Source organism: Massilia norwichensis, assembly GCF_024753245.1.
Classification (GTDB): domain Bacteria; phylum Pseudomonadota; class Gammaproteobacteria; order Burkholderiales; family Burkholderiaceae_D; genus Telluria; species Telluria norwichensis.
This window is the reverse complement of the sequence record NZ_JANUGX010000018.1, coordinates 68,524-84,207: the sequence shown is the minus strand read 5'-3', so window position 1 is coordinate 84,207 and position 15,684 is coordinate 68,524. Positions and strand designations below refer to the sequence as shown.

The following is a 15,684-nucleotide window of genomic DNA, read 5'->3' as shown; positions in this document are numbered from 1 at the left end:
GCTGGCTAAACTTGCCGCATGACAAAACCCAGCGCGCATACCGCCCCGCGCACCCACCGCTTCCTCGCCCTGCTATGGCCGGCGCTGGCCTTGCTGGCCTGCGCCGCATTGTGGACGACCGCCGTGCTGCGCGCGAACGCCGAGCACCGGCGCGCCGAGGACCAGGCCTTCAAGGAGGCCGACGCGTATGCCGAAGCCTACGAGCAGTACGTGACGCGTTCGATTGCGCAGATGGACCAGATCACGATGCAGCTCAAGCACAGCTGGGAGCATACGCACAAGCGCGCGCTGCTCGAGGACATGCGGCGCGACGGCATGTTCACCGACAGCGCCTTCATCGCCGTCAGCGTGATCGGGCGCGACGGCCGGCTGGCCTCGTCGAGCGGGTTCAAGGTGGACGCCGACCTGTCCACGGCGGCCTTCTTCCGCCAGCACCGCGACAACAACTCCTCCGCGCTGCGCATCGCCATGCCGCCGCCTGAACTGGGCATGCTGCGCGGCGCGGTGCTGTTCACGCGCCGCCTCGATACCCTCGACGACGAATTCGACGGCGTGCTGCTGATGGCGGTGGATGCCGCCTATTTCACCTCCTTCGTCAGCGCGCCGACCCTGGGGGCGCACAGCCTGCTGGCGCTGGTCGGCAGCGAGAGCAATCTGCGGATCGAACAGGACAGCAGCGGCGCCGTGCGCCTCGATGCGCGCAGCTCGCTGCTGCCGGCGAACGCCGAGCGCTGGCCGGTGGCGCATGGAGTCCAGCTGGTCGATGCGAAGCCGGGCCAGACCGGCTTCGGCGACGGCCGCGCGCGCGTGCTGGGCTGGCGCCGCGCCACGGCCTATCCAGTGGTGGCGCTGGTCGCGTTGTCGCACGAGGCGGCGCTGGTCGGCGCCGGGGCCTATTGGCGCGACAGCCGCACCTATACTTCGATCGCGACCGTGGTGCTGCTGCTCAGTGCCGGCGTTGCCAGCATGCTGTCGCTGCGTGCGGCCACGCGGGCCCGCGAGCGCGACGAGGTGGCACGCGCCTACCGCACCGCCACCGAAAGCGGCAACGACGGCTTCTACATGGTGGCGCCGCTGCGCGACCGCAAAGGCCAGATCATCGACTTCCGCATCGTCGACTGCAACGAGCGCGGCGCCTTCTTCTACGGGATGACGCGCGAGCATCTGGTCGGCAGCCTGGTATCCCGCTTCGAGCGCGGACTGGCTTCGGCCGAGCTGATCGCCACCTACCGCCAGGCGATGGCGACCGGCTTTCACGCGGAAGACCGGCGCATGCCCGACGCTGCGGGCGGCGACGGCCAGCTGAACATCCGCTGGGGCCACCGGCGCCTGGTGCGGGTCGGCGACGGCCTGGCCGTCACCCTGCAGGACATCAGCGAGCGCAAGGAACACGAGGTGCAGCTGGCGCGCCTGGCCAACGAAGACAGCCTGACCGGCCTGCCGAACCGCCACTGGTTCCTGCACTTCGTGCCGACCGCGCTGGCGCATGCGGAGGCGCACGGCCAGGGCGTGGCCCTGCTGTTCATCGACCTCGACGAATTCAAGCAGGTCAACGATTCGCACGGCCATGCGGTCGGCGACCGTCTGTTGAAGGCGGCCGCCACGCGCCTGCTGTCGCAGCTGCGCCCGAGCGACCGCGTGGCGCGCTTCGGCGGCGACGAATTCATCGTCCTGCTCAGCCCTTTCGACACCGACGAGCAGGTCGGCATGGTGGCGCAGCGCATCATCCAGGCTTTCAATAAACCCTTCCAGATCGACCAGGAGCAGCATGCGATCGGGGCCTCGGTCGGCATCAGCGTGTTCCCGCGCGACGGCAAGGATGCCGCCACGCTGATCCGCCATTCGGACATCGCCATGTACGCCGGCAAGAACGAAGGCAAGGGTCAGTACCGCTTCTTCGATCCGGCCCAGTCCAACCAGCTCAAGACCCGTGCCCGGCTGCGCCAGCGCCTGCTGGAAGCGATCGACCAGCGCCAGTTCGTGCTGCACTACCAGCCGCGCGTCGACACCCGCAGCGGCGAGCTGCTGAGCATGGAGGCGCTGCTGCGCTGGGAGCATCCGCAGCTGGGCATGATCCGGCCCGACGAATTCATCCCGCTGGCCGAATCCAGCGGCCTGATCGTGCCGATCGGCGCCATCGTGATCGACCAGGCCTGCGCCCAGCTGGCCGCGTGGGCGCAGGCCGGGGTGCGGGTCGCGCCGGTCTCGATCAACGTCTCGCCCAAGCAGTTCCTGCGCGGCGGCGTGCGCCGCGAACTGGCCGAGGCGCTGGGCCGCCATGGCGTGGCGCCGCAGCTGCTGGAGGTCGAGATCACGGAGTCGGCGATGATGGGCGACCAGGAAGAGATCCTGGCCGAGCTGGCGGCGATCCGCGCGCTCGGCGTCAAGCTGCACGTCGACGATTTCGGCACAGGCTATTCCTCGCTGTCGCAGCTGCAGCGCATGAAGATGGACGTGCTGAAGGTCGACCGCTCCTTCACCGCCGAACTCGGACGCTCGAAGGAGGGCACCGTGTTCTTCCAGGCGATCGTCTCGATGGCGCACGCGCTGGGCATGGAAGTGGTGGCCGAGGGCGTCGAGAACGCGGAACAGCTGGCGCTGCTGCGCACGCTGGGCTGCAACGAGGTGCAGGGCTATCTGGTGGCGCGGCCGATGCCGGCCGAAGCGATGGCCGCGCTGCTGACGCAGCGGTTTCTGTTTGACGAGAAGCTGGCAGCATAGCCGTCGTTCCCGCCACTTGCCACGTCGTTCCCGCGAAGGCGGGAACCCAAGTTCTGCGCGAGCTGCCGATACAAATCCAGACCTGGATTCCCGCCTCCGCGGGAATGACGATTAACTACCCAGCAGACTACCGCTGCGGAAAGGCGCACCGCCGGCGATCTTACAGACGTGCATCCCGCGCAGCAGGTGCCGGTGCGCCGTGCTGGCGAACAGGATGCCGGCGTGGCTCGCGCGCAGCGTGCTCACCTGGCCGCTGACCGGGTTGACGATGTCGGCCACCGCCTCGTTCGCCTGCACGCGCTCGCCCAGGCGCTTCAGGAAGACCAGCACGCCCGCGTGCGGCGCGGCCAGCGGCTCCACGCCTTCGAGCGGGGTCGGCTCTGCGATCAAGGCCGGCAGCGGCGCGCGCGCGATGTCCAGCACGCCCTGCAGCGCGAGGTACTGCAGCAGGCCCTGCGCATCCTTCTCGGCCAGCTCGTAGCGCACATCCATCTCGCCGCGCAGCTCGACGGTCACGCCGATGCAGGCCATCGGGATCGGCGTGTCGGGGCCGAAGTGGCTGGCCAGGTCCCACCACAGGCGGCTGCAGGCTTCGTCGAAGGGTTCGCCGCCGGATTCGCGCGCCAGCAGGGTCGCATGGGCACCCAGCAGCGCCGCCAGCGGCTTGACCTGCTCGGCCAGCGGGGTGCCGGTGTACAGGTGCAGCACCGCCTCGTTGTCGCAGTGGAGGTCGAGCATGATGTCGGCGTCGATCGCCATGCCCAGCAGGGTCTTCTTGAGGTCCTGGGTCGGCGTCTCGGTGCGCCAGTCGGCCACCGCCCGGCGCGCATGTTCGCGGATCAGGGCCACGTTGGCGTCAGGATCCGGACCCAGCTTGCCCTTCAGCGATTCCTTCAGCTCGCCGGCCACATGCTTGTAGAAGCGGTTGAAGTTGGTGCCGGTGGCAAGGTCGTAGCGGCCGAAGGGCGCGCCATGCACGACCTGCGACAGGCCGATCGGATTGGCGGCCGGGACCAGGATGATCTCGCCCTTGATGCGGCCCTCGCGCTCCAGGCGCTCCAGCTCGCGCCGCAGCACGTGGGCGACCAGCATGGCCGGCACTTCGTCGGCGTGCAGCGAAGCCTGGATATAGACCTTCTTGCCGGCGCCGGGGGACCCGAAATGGTAAGAGGTCAGCTGGAAGGTGGCGACGTTGTCTTCGGTCGCGATCGGGTGGGACGTGGCTTGCATGCGTTCTCTCTGTCTTTCTACATTCGACGGCGAAGCGCCATTATGTATGAGAACGGCGGCGCGCCACGTCCCGCTCGGATGCCTCAGGCCTTGCGGCGGCGGGCGCAAGCGGCGCCCAGCATGCCCAGGCCCAGCAGGGCCAGCGAGGCCGGTTCCGGCACTTCGGATTGGGTGCTTGCATCGGTGATGATGAACGAACCGTAGACCCGGCCGGTGTTATATGGGGTATCGTCGATGCTGCCGCTGACGGCCATGAAACCCCATTCCTGGCCTGCCGTCAGGTTCAGGGTATGGGAGGCGTGTTCGACGGCGTCCGCGGTGGCGCCGGCCAGCAGCGTCCTGTTGGCGGTGTTGCCCTGCCAGATGTACATGCTGGTGGCCGAACCGTCCCACTGTTCGTTGGAAGACAGGTCGATGCCCAGGGTCAGCGATTCGGTCCTGGCCGCGGTGGTGGTGAAGACATAGGTCTGGGTCATGGTCCCGTACCAGAAGCCGCCGCCGAGATACCAGTACGAGAAGCCCTTGTCGTCGATCTTCAGGTCGGATGGCCCTTCGGAGACGTTCCAGCCGTCGACCCAGCTGGCGGTCCAGTCCTGGCCCAGCGCGCCCTTGGTCGGTTCGGTCGATTGATAAACGTTGAGCCATTCTGCCGAAGCCGGCAGGGCGAACGCGATCAGGCTGGCGGCCAGCGCCAGGGTGCCGATGTATTTTTTCATGATCATCCCTTATTGAATTAAGACACTGTTTTCGCATGAGCAATTTCCGTGCCCTCAAGGAAAATGTCAGGAAAAACAAACGCTTAAGTTTCCGGATAGAAGTCCACTGTAAAGTCTGCCGACAGGCGCTGCTATAATGTCGCCCTTTCTCTTTGTCCCCATCGATCATGTCTTCCGATACGCCCACCAACAGCCAAGGCCGTCCGATGCTCTACGACCCGACCGAGCACCGCATCCGCAGCTTCGTCACCCGCGCGGGACGGCTGTCGACCGGGCAGGCGCGCGCGCTCGAGGAATTCGGGCCGCAATTCCTGATCGAGTACCGCAAGGAGATGTTCGACTTCCATGCGCCTTTCGGCCGCCAGGCGCCGCTGGTGCTGGAGATCGGCTTCGGCATGGGCGGCACCACCGCCCACATCGCCCAGGCGATGCCGGACACCGATTTCGTCGGCGTCGAAGTGCACACGCCGGGCGTGGGCAGCCTGCTCAAGATGATCGGCGAGCAGGACATCAAGAACCTGCGCGTGATCCAGCATGATGCGGTCGAGGTGCTGAACAACATGATCGCCGACGGCTCGCTGGCCGGCGTCCACATCTTCTTCCCGGATCCCTGGCACAAGGCGCGCCATAACAAGCGCCGCCTGATCCAGCCGCCTTTCGTCAAGCTCCTTTGCCAGAAGCTCTCTCCGGGCGGCTACATCCACTGCGCGACCGACTGGGAAGACTACGCGGTGCAGATGCTGGAAGTGCTGGGCGCGGAACCGCTGCTGCAGAACACGGCCGAAGGCTATGCCGAAAAGCCGTCCTACCGCCCGCTGACCAAGTTCGAGAACCGCGGCCTGAAGCTGGGTCATGGCGTCTGGGACCTGGTGTTTACCAAGCGCTGACTCGTCACCCCGCCCACGCCGGGCGCCTTGACGGGGGCGTCGTCGTTCATCCACGCGGATTCGTCGCTCGTCCCATTTCGATATCCGGCCCGGCCAGGGCTGCCTAGACTGTAATCGTTGCTATATATTAACGATTACGGGAGGGCATCATGTGGCGCAGGCTAACGAACTGGTATCGGGAATGGGATGAGGAATATCTGGCTGTGCTCGCGCAGCCGGAGCTCGCGGCCCAGGCGCCGGCGGGCTTCCGCCGGTGCTTTGCCGAGAAAATGGCGCAAATGCCCCTGGTACAGCGCCAGCAATTGCTTGCCTTTTCCCTGAAGTATCGTGGCGCACGCTTGTACTGGACGCTTGCCGCCCTGGCGCTGGTCTTCAGCGTATGCGGTGTCATATTGCACTTCTGCTCGGAGAGCATCGGCTGGCTGCATGCCATCGTGCTCGCCAACGCGATCGGGTTTCCGCTTGCCGCTGCCGTGGTCAGCGCATGGTTCGATTACCGCCGCATCATCCACGACTCCCGAAAGCATCTGCTGATCATACTTGGCTGCCTCCTCGCGCAGACTCTCGTCGTGGCAGGGGGGATGTGGGCCAGCGGGACGCCGTTCGAGGCGCTGGGCGGCCGGCTGGTCAGCGTGCTGAAAGGCGCTGCCGTCGGCATGCTAGTGGTGGGCGTGCCGGTGATGATCATCAGCGTGCTGCGCAAGCGCCAGTCCGAGGCCATGAACGTTCGCCTGCAGCGCGAAGCTGAGCAAGCCAAAATGGCGCGTGAACTGGCCGAGTCCCAACTGCGCCTGCTGCGCGCCCAGATCGAGCCGCACTTCCTGTTCAACACCCTGGGCGCGGTCCAGCAGCTGGCCCAGCAGGGCGCGCCGCGCGCCGCCGAATTGACGGGTAACCTGATCGACTTCCTGCGCTCCAGCATGCGCGACATGCGCAGCGAACAGGTATCGCTGGCCGCCGAATTCGGCCTGGTCGAGTCCTACCTGAAGGTGATGCAGGTGCGCCTGGGCGAGCGCCTGCGCTTCGATCTGCAGCTGCCGCGCGCGCTCGAACAGGTGCAACTGCCCACCATGATCCTGCTGACCCTGGTCGAGAACGCGATCAAGCACGGCATCGAACCGGCCCTGCGCGGCGGCGAGGTGACGGTGTCGGCCCAGGCGCTTGAAGGCGCGCTGCGGATCCGCGTGCAGGACGGCGGCGTCGGCATGAGCACGCTGCCCGAGCCCGACGGCGGCGGCGGTACCGGCCTGGAGAACGTGCGCCATCGGCTGCGCCTTGTCTACGGCGATGCCGCCAGCCTGCGCCTGCACGACGGCGACCCGGGCCTGATCGCCGACGTCATCATTCCCCACGCACAGGCATGAGCATGCAGCCAACCGTACTGATCGCCGAAGACGAACCCCTGATGCGCGAGCGCCTGTTGGAACTGCTGGCGCAGTGCTGGCCCGAGGCGCGCGTGGTGCTGGTCGCGGAAAACGGCAACGATGCCTGGGACGGCTTCCTGGAGCACGAGCCGGACGTGGCCTTCCTCGACATCCGCATGCCCGGCCTGTCCGGGCTGGAGGTGGCCGAGCGCATCGGCAGCATGGCCCAGGTGGTGTTCGTCACCGCCTACGACCAGTACGCGGTCGATGCCTTCGACGCCGGCGCGGTCGACTACCTGCTGAAGCCGGTGCAGGTCGAGCGCCTGGAACGGGCGCTGGCGCGCCTGAAAGCCAAGCTGGCGCAGCCGCCAAGCGACGGCGCCGCGATGGGGGAACTGCTGCGCCACCTGAAGACCGCGCTGCCGGGCATGCGCCAGGAGCGCAGCAAATGGATCAAGGCCAGCGTCGGCCGCCAGGTGCGCGTGATCGACGTCGACGAGGTGCTGTTCTTCCAGTCCGACACCCGCTACACGCGCATCGTGCTGCGCGACTACGAAGCGCTGGTGCGCACGCCGCTCAAGGATTTACTGGGCACGCTGGACCCGGAGCGCTTCTGGCAGATCCACCGGGCGACCGTGGTGAACGTGAACGCGATCCTGGCGGCCGAGCGGATCGACGCGGAGCGCATGCAGGTGCTGGTGAAGGGCAGTGCGGAGAAGCTGGCGGTGAGCCGGACGTTCGTGCACCTGTTTCGGGAATAATCGCACGACCGCTGCGTGGGCACGGGGAGCCCACCCTACGTAGCCAGTAGGGTGGGCACCCCGTGCCCACGCAAACGCATCAAACCATCTCGGTGATCATCGCGACAATCTCGTCGCCGTAAGAGGTCAGCTTCTTCGCCCCCACGCCCGACACGCCGCGCAGTTCGTCCAGCGAGGTCGGCTTGACCTTGGCGATCTCGCGCAGGGTGGCGTCGCCGAAGATGATGAAGGCCGCCACGCTGTGCGCGCGCGCCGTCTCCATGCGCCACCAGCGCAGCTTCTCGAAGATCTTCTGCTCGGCCGGCGACAGGTCCATCTCGACATAGCTGCTCTTGCCGGCGCCGGCCTGGCGCTTCGGCTTGACCGGCTTCTGGTACTGGCGCAGCTCGACCTTGCGCTCGCCCTTCAGTACCGGGCGCGCGCTTTCCGTCAGCTTCAGCGAGCTGAAGGCGTCGTGGTCGACCGTGACCAGGCCCAGCGCGATCACCTGGCGCACGATGGCGCGCCATTCGTGCTCGCTGCGGTCGGGGCCGACGCCATACACGGTCAGCTTATCGTGGTGCCACTGGCTGATGCGCTCGGTCTGCACGCCGCGCAGCACGTCGATCACGTGGCCGGCGGCGAAGCGCTGGTCGACGCGGTAGATGGCCGACAGCAGTTTCTGCACCGGCACCGTGGCGTCGAACGACACCGGCGGGATCAGACAGGTGTCGCAATTGCCGCAGGGGCCGGAGCGCTCGCCGAAATACTCCAATAAGCGCATGCGGCGGCAACTCAAAGTCTCGCACAGGCCCAGCATGGCATCGAGTTTCGAGCCCAGCACTCGCTTGAAATTCTCGTCGGCCTCGGACTCGTCGATCATCCGCCGCTGCAGCACCACGTCCTGCAGGCCATAGGCCATCCAGGCGTTCGAGGGCAGGCCGTCGCGGCCGGCGCGCCCGGTTTCCTGGTAATAGCCCTCGAGGGATTTCGGCAGGTCGAGGTGACACACGAAGCGCACGTCCGGCTTGTCGATGCCCATGCCGAAGGCGATGGTCGCGACCATCACGATGCCGTCCTCGCGCAGGAAGCGCGCCTGGTTATCGGCACGCAGCGCGTAGTCCATGCCGGCGTGATAGGGCAGGGCGCGGATGCCGCTCTCGTTGAGGAACTCGGCGGTCTCCTCGACCTTCTTGCGCGACAGGCAGTAGACGATGCCGGCGTCGCCCTGGTGCTCGCTCGTGATGAAGTCCAGCAGCTGCTTGCGGCCGTTGGTCTTCTCGACGATGGAATAGCGAATATTAGGTCTGTCGAACGACGAGACGAACTGGCGCGCTTCCTCGAGCTGCAGGCGCTGGGCGATCTCGGCGCGGGTGAGCTGGTCGGCGGTAGCGGTCAGCGCGATGCGCGGCACGTGCGGGAAGCGCTCGTGCAGGATCGACAGGCGGATGTATTCGGGGCGGAAGTCGTGGCCCCATTGCGACACGCAATGCGCCTCGTCGATCGCAAACAGCGCGATGTGCGAGTCCTCGAACAGGTCCAGGCAGCGCTGCGTCATCAGGCGCTCGGGCGCCACGTAGACCAGGTCGATCTCGCCGGTGCGCACCAGCTTTTCGATGCGCAGCGTCTCTTCGAAGGTTTGCGTGGAATTCAGGAAGGCCGCGCGCACGCCGACCTCGGCCAGGGCGTCGACCTGATCCTGCATCAGCGCGATCAGCGGCGAGACGACCACGCCGACGCCGTCGCGCACCAGCGCCGGGATCTGGTAGCACAGCGACTTGCCGCCGCCGGTGGGCATGAGCACGAGCGCGTCGCCGCCGCCGGCCACGTGCTCGACAATCTCGGCCTGCTGCCCGCGGAAGGCGGGATAGCCGAAGACCGTCTGCAGGATGTGCAGCGCGCGTTCTGGGATGTCGCTCGTCATGGTATTGCTTTGCTCAGTTCAGTCCGCCAGGTTAGTCCACCCAGTTCACCCAGCCGAAGTGCGCGGTGACGAGGATGACGATGCCGAACACGATACGGTACCAGGCGAAGCCCGTGAAGTCGTGCGAGCTGATGAAGCGCAAGAGCCAGCGGACGCAGAGGAAGGCCGACACGAAGGCCGCCACGCCGCCGACCAGGAACAGCGGCAGGTCGCTCATGTGCAGGTCATGGCGCGCCTTGACGACCGAGTACACGGTGGCCGCCAGCAGGGTCGGGATCGCCAGGAAGAAGGAGAATTCGGTGGCCGCCTTGCGCGACAGGCCGAACAGCATGCCGCCGATGATGGTCGCGCCCGAACGGCTGGTGCCCGGAACCAGCGCGAAGCACTGCGCGCAGCCGACCTTGAAGGCGTCGAGCATGGTCATGTCGTCGACGGTTTCGATGCGGTGCGAGCCCGGCAGCGTCTTGTGGCGGCGCTCGGCCCACAGGATCACGAAGGCGCCGACGATGAAGGCCAGCGCCACCGGCTCCGGCTTGAACAGGTGGGCCTTGATCGCCTTGCTGAACAGGAAGCCCAGCGCGGCCGCCGGCAGGAAGGCGACGATCAGGTTGATCACGAACTTCTGCTGGCGCGGGTCGGACGTCAGGCCTTTCATCACGGTGCCGATGCGCGCACGGTATTCCCACATCACGGCCAGGATGGCGCCGGCCTGGATCGCGATCTCGAAGACCTTGGCGACTTCGCCGGTGAAATTGATCAGGCTACCGGCCAGGATCAGGTGACCGGTGGAGGAAATCGGCAGGAACTCGGTAAAGCCCTCGACGAGGCCCATGATGATCGCTTTCAGGGCGAGAATGATGTCCATGAAGTTTTATTAAGGATGTTATTGTGGTCAGATGCGGAAGGATGCTGCGCCGGGCAGCCCGCAAGCTTACCACGCCTGGGTGCGCTGCCGTCGAGTTACCCGCAACAGGTGGTGGCTTTTTTGCTGCAGGCAAGAATGCTTTTTCACAGCCTTGTCAGGCCGTCAAGCGCTCCAGCTCGCTCAGGAAGAACATCGCCTGCCCAGCGGACTCGCCGCACATCTCGCTGGAGGGTTGCAGGCCGCCGCACACCTTCGGCCGTTCCGGCTGCCCGAAAATCCTGCAGCCGTTGTGCTCGTCCAGCTGCACGCAGCGCACGCCGGCCGGCTTGCCGTTCGGCATGCCAGGAATCGGTGAGCTGATCGAAGGAGCAATACAGCAGGCGCCGCAACCGGGGCGGCAACTGGCGGGTTCAGGCGGAGACATCATCGGCATAGTATACCTGCATGGCTTGACTGGCCCCAGCCCCAGGTCTATATTTCCTGACTCAACAGTTAGTTGTTCGGACAGACGCATGCCATGCCCATTTGACGCCAAGCCACGCTGGGAGCGCCGTAAAGACGCGCGGCCCCAGGAGTTGCTGGAGGCAGCCATTGACCTGTTCGTCGAACGTGGCTATGCCGCCACACGCCTGGAAGACGTCGCGCGCCGTGCCGGGGTCTCGAAAGGCACGCTCTACTTGTACTACGAGAACAAGGAAGAGCTGTTCAAGGCCGTGGTCCGCAGCAGCATCGTGCCGGTCATCGGCGAGGCCGAAACCTCGGTCGCCGAATTCGAAGGCCACAGCGCCGACCTGCTGCGCCACATGATCCATTCCTGGTGGCAGCGGCTCGGCGCGACCAAGGCCTCCGGCATCATCAAGCTGGTCATGGCCGAGGCGGACAATTTCCCGGAACTGGCGCACTTCTACCAGGAAGAAGTCATCAACCGCGGCACCGCGGCCACCTCGCGCATGCTGGAACGCGGCGTCGAACGCGGCGATTTCCGCCCCATGGACATCAACCTGATGACCCAGGTGCTGATCGCGCCCATGCTCATGCTGATCACCTGGAAGCACTCGGTCGGCCCTTGTCCGCGCGCGGAACTGGAGCCGCAGGCTTTCCTCGACACCTTCCTCGACATGTCCTTGCACGGTCTGCTGCCCCCTGGTGGCAAGCCGGCGGCGTGATCGTATTGTCGTGTCAGGACGCCGTTTTCCGGCGTTCATCCCTCCTAAACTGCAGACTGTCGCAATTTCCCGTGGTCTTGGGTGTCATATCGCTAAGATGTGTTCCCGAGGCCGTTCAACGATAAAATATCGGATTATTTAATTTCCCGCCGAGTAACAACATGAATATCGAACAAGCCCGCTTCAACATGATCGAACAGCAGATCCGTCCCTGGAACGTGCTCGATACCGACATCCTCGACCTGCTGCACGTGGTCAAGCGCGAACAGTTCGTGCCGGCCGCCTACCAGAGCCTGGCGTTCGCGGATGCCGAAATCCCGCTGCCGGGCGGCGAAGCCATGCTGAACCCGAAGATCGAAGCGCGCATCCTGCAGGATATCGGCCTCAAAAAGCATGAGAACGTGCTGGAAATCGGTACCGGTTCGGGCTACATGGCGGCCCTGATGGCGCACCGCGCGGCCAAGGTCACGACCGTCGAACTGAATCCGGAGATCAAGGAACTGGCCGAGAAGAACCTGGCCAAGGCCGGGATCAGCAATGTGTCCGTGGAACAGGGCAATGGCGCCGCAGGTTGGGACAAGGGCGCCCCGTACGACGTGATCGTGATCTCGGGCGCACTGGAAGTGCTGCCGGAAGCCTTCCTGAAGCAGGTGAAGGTCGGTGGCCGCATCGCCGCCATCGTCGGCCAGCCGCCGGCGATGGAATTCAACATCGTCACCCGCACCGGCGAAAACAGCTGGAACACGGTGAAAGTGTTCGAGACCAACGTGAAATACCTGACCGGCGCACCGGCCGTGTCGCACTTCCAGTTCTGAGACGACGATGCAACACATCACCGCTCCGGAACTGGCGGCCTGGCTGGCCGACCCGTCGCGACCGAAACCGCTGCTGCTCGACGTGCGGGAAAACTGGGAATTCGAGACCTGCCATATCGAAGGCGCAAAGCAGATCCCGATGAACCTGATCCCGATCCGCGTCGGCGAGCTGGACGATGACCAGGAAATCGTCTGCGTGTGCCATCACGGCGCCCGCAGCATGCAGGTGGCTGCTTTCCTGGAACGTAACGGATTTGAAAAGATTACCAATTTAACAGGCGGCGTACACGCCTGGGCCGTACAGGTCGATCCGGCGATGCCCAAGTACTGATGTACTGAGTTTTGCCAGGACCTGTGTCCTTGACTACTGATGATTCGGATGGAGAAAGTAATGCAGAAACCCCTCATCGCCGTGCTGTTGGCCGGCGCGTTCTTCTCGCTCAACGCCCAGGCGGCCGACCTGCTGCAGGTGTACCAGCAGGCACTGGCGAATGACGCCACCTATGCGAGCGCGCGCGCGTCGGCCCTGGTCGGGCGGGAACGCGTCCCCCAGGGGCGTGCGGGGTTGCTGCCGACCGTCGGCGTGGTGGGTAGCGTGACCCGTTCCGATGGCAAGAACACGCCATGGAATTCCGGCACGCCGTTTACCGACGCTGACGGAAATACCCAGTTCGTCAGCGGTAGCCAGGCCATGGCGACCCAGAAGCAGTACACGGTCCAGCTGTCGCAGCCGCTGTTCCGCTGGGACCGCTGGGAAACCTACCAGCAGAGCAAGCTGCAGGAAGCGATCTCCGAAGCCCAGTTCGCCCAGTCCCAGCAGGACCTGATCGTGCGCGTGGCCCAGGCCTACTTCGATCTGCTGGCGGCCCAGGACACGCTGGCCTCGACCCGCGCCCAGAAGGAAGCCGTGACCGAACAGCTGGCATCGGCCAAGCGCAACTTCGAAGTCGGCACCCAGACCATCACCGATACCCACGAAGCCCAGGCCGCCTACGACCTGGTGATCTCGCAGGAAATCGCCGCGGTCAACGACCTGGAAACCAAGAAGACCGCGCTGCAGGCCATCATCGGCACCCCGCCGGCCGCGCTGGCGACCCTGCGCACCGGCGTCAACCTGACCGCGCCGCAGCCGGTCAACGTCGACCAATGGGTCTCGGCCGCCGAGAACCAGAACTACAACGTGTCGGTGGCCCAGCTGCAGCTGGAGTCGGCCAAGCGCGAGATCTCGAAGCAGCGCGCCGGCCACCTGCCGACCCTGGACCTGGTGGCGAGCTCGCAGCATACGAGCCTCAGCGGCCAGACCAGCCAGTCGGGCCGCAGCACCAACAACGCGATCGGGATCTCCTACAACATCCCGATCTTCAGCGGCTTTGCCGTCACCAGCCGCGTGCGCGAGTCGATCGCCCTCGAAGACAAGGCGCGCAACGACCTCGAGGCGAACCGCCGCAACGCCGCGCTGCTGGCGCGCCAGTCCTTCCTCGGCGTGAACTCGGGCCTGGCCCAGGTGAAGGCGCTGGAAGCGGCCGAGGTGTCGAGCAACTCGGCGCTGGAATCGAACAAGCTGGGTTACCAGGTTGGCGTGCGCATCAACATCGACGTGCTGAACGCCCAGCGCCAGCTGTACCAGACCCGCACCGACCTGGCGCGTGCGCGCTACAACACCATCCTGGCCGGCCTGAAACTGAAGGCGGCCGCCGGTTCGCTGCGCGAGGACGACCTGCAGCCGATCAATGCGCTGCTGCAGCAGCCGTAATCGGTTTTATCGCTGACGTGAAAACGGCGCCGTTGGCGCCGTTTTCATTCGTCCTTCCCGGCACTGCCGGAAACGACTTCCCGCGCAGGCGGGAATCCAGGTGCGTCAAGCCGCCTGCTGCTCCAGCTGCGTGCGCCACTCGATCAGCTCGGCAATCGTCAGGATCGGGTAACCGCGCTCGCGGGCGAAGCGCTCGATGGCTTCGCCGCGCATCATGGTGCCGTCTTCGTTCATCAGTTCGCACAGCACGGCGGACGGCTGCAGGCCGGCCAGGATGGCCAGGTCGACCGAGCCTTCGGTGTGGCCCTTGCGGCCCAGCACCCCGGCCGGGTTGGCGCGCAGCGGGAACACGTGGCCCGGACGCACCAGGTCGGCCGGTTTGGCGTCGGCTGCGATGGCGGCGCGGATCGTGGTCACGCGGTCCTGGGCCGAGACACCGGTGGTGACGCCTTCGCGGGCCTCGATCGAGACCGTGAACGGGGTGCCGTAGCGGCTGCCGTTTTCCGGTGCCATCGGCGGCAGTTCGAGTGCGCGGACCTTGCTGTCGGACAGGCACAGGCAGACGATGCCGCTGCATTCGCGGATCATCACGGCCATGGTTTCGACCGTGAGCTTTTCGGCGGCGACGATCAGGTCGGCCTCGTTCTCGCGGTCGAAGTCGTCGAGCAGGATCACCGGGATGCCGGCGCGCGTGGCCTCGAGGGCGGCGGCGATGCGGCCTTCCAGGTCGGTGCTTTCAAGGGTGAAGGTGTTGATGGTGGTGCTGGTCATTGAGACGCTCCTTGCAAAGTTAACAGGAACGCATCAGGGCAAAGCGAAACGACACGCCGGCCCATGCCGAGTCGGCACAAGGGCGCGTGATGACGCACATCTTCTTTCATCCGGACTATACCGTCGGCCCTGGCATCTCACCAGATCTGCTGACCCTGCAGCATGTGCTGCAGGCGCTCGCGGGCTCGGCCGTGATGGCCATACCGCCGGTGGGGAATCGCACCCCGCCCCGAAGACGTATTTGGTTTGCTTGTCGGAACAAGCGAGGAAGATTGTAGCAGGACCGGCGAATCGCTGCCGGCCGCCGCTGTTTAATCGCTCAGGCCGCCGCCGCCGGCATTGTCGGCACGTTCGATCAGCTCGACCTTGTAGCCGTCCGGGTCGGTGATGAAGGCGATCACGGTGGTGCCGCCCTTGACCGGGCCCGGCTCGCGGGTGATGTTGCCGCCGGCCGCGCGCACCTGGTCGCAGGTCTGGTAGATGTTTTCGGTCGAGATCGCGATGTGACCGTAGGCGGTGCCCATCTCGTACTTGTCGGTGCCCCAGTTATAGGTCAGCTCGAGCTCGGCGTGGTCCGGATTGTTGCCGTAGCCGACGAAGGCCAGGGTGTACTTGTACTCCGCGTTTTCGCTGGTGCGCAGCAGCTTCATGCCCAATACCTTGGTGTAGAAGTCGATGGAGCGCTGCAGGTCGCCGACGCGTAACATGGTGTGCAGGATGCGCATTCTTGTT

Annotated in this window: 15 protein-coding genes and 1 riboswitch; of the genes, 8 read left to right on the top strand and 7 right to left on the bottom strand. The window is 65.6% G+C overall.

Annotation, left to right across the window (positions count from 1 at the left end; all coding sequences use genetic code 11):
* Positions 1 to 18 precede the first annotated feature (18 nt).
* Positions 19 to 2,721 (top strand): bifunctional diguanylate cyclase/phosphodiesterase, encoded by a 2,703-nt coding sequence (locus NX782_RS15580; protein ID WP_258846392.1) that lies wholly within the window; start codon positions 19 to 21, stop codon positions 2,719 to 2,721.
* A 111-nt stretch (positions 2,722 to 2,832) separates the two neighbouring features.
* On the opposite strand, the gene NX782_RS15575 is transcribed toward NX782_RS15580, so the two are convergent.
* Positions 2,833 to 3,951 (bottom strand): succinylglutamate desuccinylase/aspartoacylase family protein, encoded by a 1,119-nt coding sequence (locus NX782_RS15575; RefSeq protein ID WP_258846391.1) that lies wholly within the window; start codon positions 3,949 to 3,951, stop codon positions 2,833 to 2,835.
* An 83-nt stretch (positions 3,952 to 4,034) separates the two neighbouring features.
* The gene (locus NX782_RS15570; protein ID WP_258846390.1) at positions 4,035 to 4,667 is read right to left on the bottom strand and encodes a PEP-CTERM sorting domain-containing protein; all 633 of its coding nucleotides are present in this window, start codon (positions 4,665 to 4,667) and stop codon (positions 4,035 to 4,037) included.
* A gap of 206 nt (positions 4,668 to 4,873) precedes the next feature.
* On the opposite strand from NX782_RS15570, the gene trmB reads away from it, so the two are divergent.
* From trmB to NX782_RS15555, 3 genes are all read left to right on the top strand, one after another.
* On the top strand, positions 4,874 to 5,554 hold the full coding sequence (gene trmB / locus NX782_RS15565; protein WP_258846425.1) for a tRNA (guanosine(46)-N7)-methyltransferase TrmB: 681 nt from the start codon (positions 4,874 to 4,876) through the stop codon (positions 5,552 to 5,554).
* 278 nt (positions 5,555 to 5,832) lie between these two features.
* Positions 5,833 to 6,918: a sensor histidine kinase gene (locus tag NX782_RS15560; protein WP_258846389.1), complete on the top strand. Its 1,086-nt coding sequence runs from the start codon at positions 5,833 to 5,835 to the stop codon at positions 6,916 to 6,918.
* Between the two features lie 2 nt (positions 6,919 to 6,920).
* Positions 6,921 to 7,679: a LytR/AlgR family response regulator transcription factor gene (locus tag NX782_RS15555; RefSeq protein ID WP_258846388.1), complete on the top strand. Its 759-nt coding sequence runs from the start codon at positions 6,921 to 6,923 to the stop codon at positions 7,677 to 7,679.
* A gap of 79 nt (positions 7,680 to 7,758) precedes the next feature.
* On the opposite strand, the gene recQ is transcribed toward NX782_RS15555, so the two are convergent.
* The 3 genes from recQ to NX782_RS15540 form a co-directional block, all read right to left on the bottom strand.
* A complete protein-coding gene (recQ, locus tag NX782_RS15550; RefSeq protein WP_258846387.1) occupies positions 7,759 to 9,582 on the bottom strand; it encodes a DNA helicase RecQ in 1,824 nt (607 codons plus the stop codon).
* 31 nt (positions 9,583 to 9,613) lie between these two features.
* Positions 9,614 to 10,447 carry an undecaprenyl-diphosphate phosphatase gene (locus NX782_RS15545; protein WP_258846386.1) on the bottom strand — a complete coding sequence of 278 codons (834 nt, stop codon included), beginning with the start codon at positions 10,445 to 10,447 and terminating at the stop codon, positions 9,614 to 9,616.
* 154 nt (positions 10,448 to 10,601) lie between these two features.
* Positions 10,602 to 10,871 carry a YkgJ family cysteine cluster protein gene (locus tag NX782_RS15540; RefSeq protein WP_258846424.1) on the bottom strand — a complete coding sequence of 90 codons (270 nt, stop codon included), beginning with the start codon at positions 10,869 to 10,871 and terminating at the stop codon, positions 10,602 to 10,604.
* An 88-nt stretch (positions 10,872 to 10,959) separates the two neighbouring features.
* On the opposite strand from NX782_RS15540, the gene NX782_RS15535 reads away from it, so the two are divergent.
* The 4 genes from NX782_RS15535 (at position 10,960) to NX782_RS15520 (ending at position 14,181) form a co-directional block, all read left to right on the top strand.
* Positions 10,960 to 11,613 carry a TetR/AcrR family transcriptional regulator gene (locus tag NX782_RS15535; RefSeq protein ID WP_258846385.1) on the top strand — a complete coding sequence of 218 codons (654 nt, stop codon included), beginning with the start codon at positions 10,960 to 10,962 and terminating at the stop codon, positions 11,611 to 11,613.
* Positions 11,614 to 11,774: 161 nt separating this feature from the next.
* On the top strand, positions 11,775 to 12,428 hold the full coding sequence (locus NX782_RS15530; RefSeq protein WP_258846384.1) for a protein-L-isoaspartate O-methyltransferase family protein: 654 nt from the start codon (positions 11,775 to 11,777) through the stop codon (positions 12,426 to 12,428).
* A gap of 7 nt (positions 12,429 to 12,435) precedes the next feature.
* Complete coding sequence (locus tag NX782_RS15525) at positions 12,436 to 12,759, top strand: rhodanese-like domain-containing protein (protein ID WP_258846383.1); 324 nt, start codon at positions 12,436 to 12,438, stop codon at positions 12,757 to 12,759.
* A 60-nt stretch (positions 12,760 to 12,819) separates the two neighbouring features.
* Positions 12,820 to 14,181: a TolC family outer membrane protein gene (locus NX782_RS15520; protein ID WP_258846382.1), complete on the top strand. Its 1,362-nt coding sequence runs from the start codon at positions 12,820 to 12,822 to the stop codon at positions 14,179 to 14,181.
* A 105-nt stretch (positions 14,182 to 14,286) separates the two neighbouring features.
* On the opposite strand, the gene ribB is transcribed toward NX782_RS15520, so the two are convergent.
* Together ribB and gloA are read right to left on the bottom strand one after the other, a co-directional pair.
* A complete protein-coding gene (gene ribB / locus NX782_RS15515) occupies positions 14,287 to 14,952 on the bottom strand; it encodes a 3,4-dihydroxy-2-butanone-4-phosphate synthase (RefSeq protein ID WP_258846381.1) in 666 nt (221 codons plus the stop codon).
* 94 nt (positions 14,953 to 15,046) lie between these two features.
* Positions 15,047 to 15,193: riboswitch (FMN riboswitch) on the bottom strand.
* Between the two features lie 70 nt (positions 15,194 to 15,263).
* Entirely contained in the window at positions 15,264 to 15,677 is a 414-nt protein-coding gene (gene gloA / locus NX782_RS15510; protein WP_258846380.1) for a lactoylglutathione lyase, read from the bottom strand.
* Between the last annotated feature and the right edge of the window lie 7 nt (positions 15,678 to 15,684).

What these genes read in the sequence shown, in the direction of transcription:
- NX782_RS15580 (WP_258846392.1), top strand. Translation starts at nt 19, where the DNA reads ATGACAAAACCCAGCGCGCATACCGCCCCGCGCACCCACCGCTTCCTC.
- NX782_RS15575 (WP_258846391.1), bottom strand. Translation starts at nt 3,951, where the DNA reads ATGCAAGCCACGTCCCACCCGATCGCGACCGAAGACAACGTCGCCACC.
- NX782_RS15570 (WP_258846390.1), bottom strand. Translation starts at nt 4,667, where the DNA reads ATGAAAAAATACATCGGCACCCTGGCGCTGGCCGCCAGCCTGATCGCG.
- trmB (WP_258846425.1), top strand. Translation starts at nt 4,874, where the DNA reads ATGCTCTACGACCCGACCGAGCACCGCATCCGCAGCTTCGTCACCCGC.
- NX782_RS15560 (WP_258846389.1), top strand. Translation starts at nt 5,833, where the DNA reads ATGCCCCTGGTACAGCGCCAGCAATTGCTTGCCTTTTCCCTGAAGTAT.
- NX782_RS15555 (WP_258846388.1), top strand. Translation starts at nt 6,921, where the DNA reads ATGCAGCCAACCGTACTGATCGCCGAAGACGAACCCCTGATGCGCGAG.
- recQ (WP_258846387.1), bottom strand. Translation starts at nt 9,582, where the DNA reads ATGACGAGCGACATCCCAGAACGCGCGCTGCACATCCTGCAGACGGTC.
- NX782_RS15545 (WP_258846386.1), bottom strand. Translation starts at nt 10,447, where the DNA reads ATGGACATCATTCTCGCCCTGAAAGCGATCATCATGGGCCTCGTCGAG.
- NX782_RS15540 (WP_258846424.1), bottom strand. Translation starts at nt 10,871, where the DNA reads ATGTCTCCGCCTGAACCCGCCAGTTGCCGCCCCGGTTGCGGCGCCTGC.
- NX782_RS15535 (WP_258846385.1), top strand. Translation starts at nt 10,960, where the DNA reads ATGCCATGCCCATTTGACGCCAAGCCACGCTGGGAGCGCCGTAAAGAC.
- NX782_RS15530 (WP_258846384.1), top strand. Translation starts at nt 11,775, where the DNA reads ATGAATATCGAACAAGCCCGCTTCAACATGATCGAACAGCAGATCCGT.
- NX782_RS15525 (WP_258846383.1), top strand. Translation starts at nt 12,436, where the DNA reads ATGCAACACATCACCGCTCCGGAACTGGCGGCCTGGCTGGCCGACCCG.
- NX782_RS15520 (WP_258846382.1), top strand. Translation starts at nt 12,820, where the DNA reads ATGCAGAAACCCCTCATCGCCGTGCTGTTGGCCGGCGCGTTCTTCTCG.
- ribB (WP_258846381.1), bottom strand. Translation starts at nt 14,952, where the DNA reads ATGACCAGCACCACCATCAACACCTTCACCCTTGAAAGCACCGACCTG.
- gloA (WP_258846380.1), bottom strand. Translation starts at nt 15,677, where the DNA reads ATGCGCATCCTGCACACCATGTTACGCGTCGGCGACCTGCAGCGCTCC.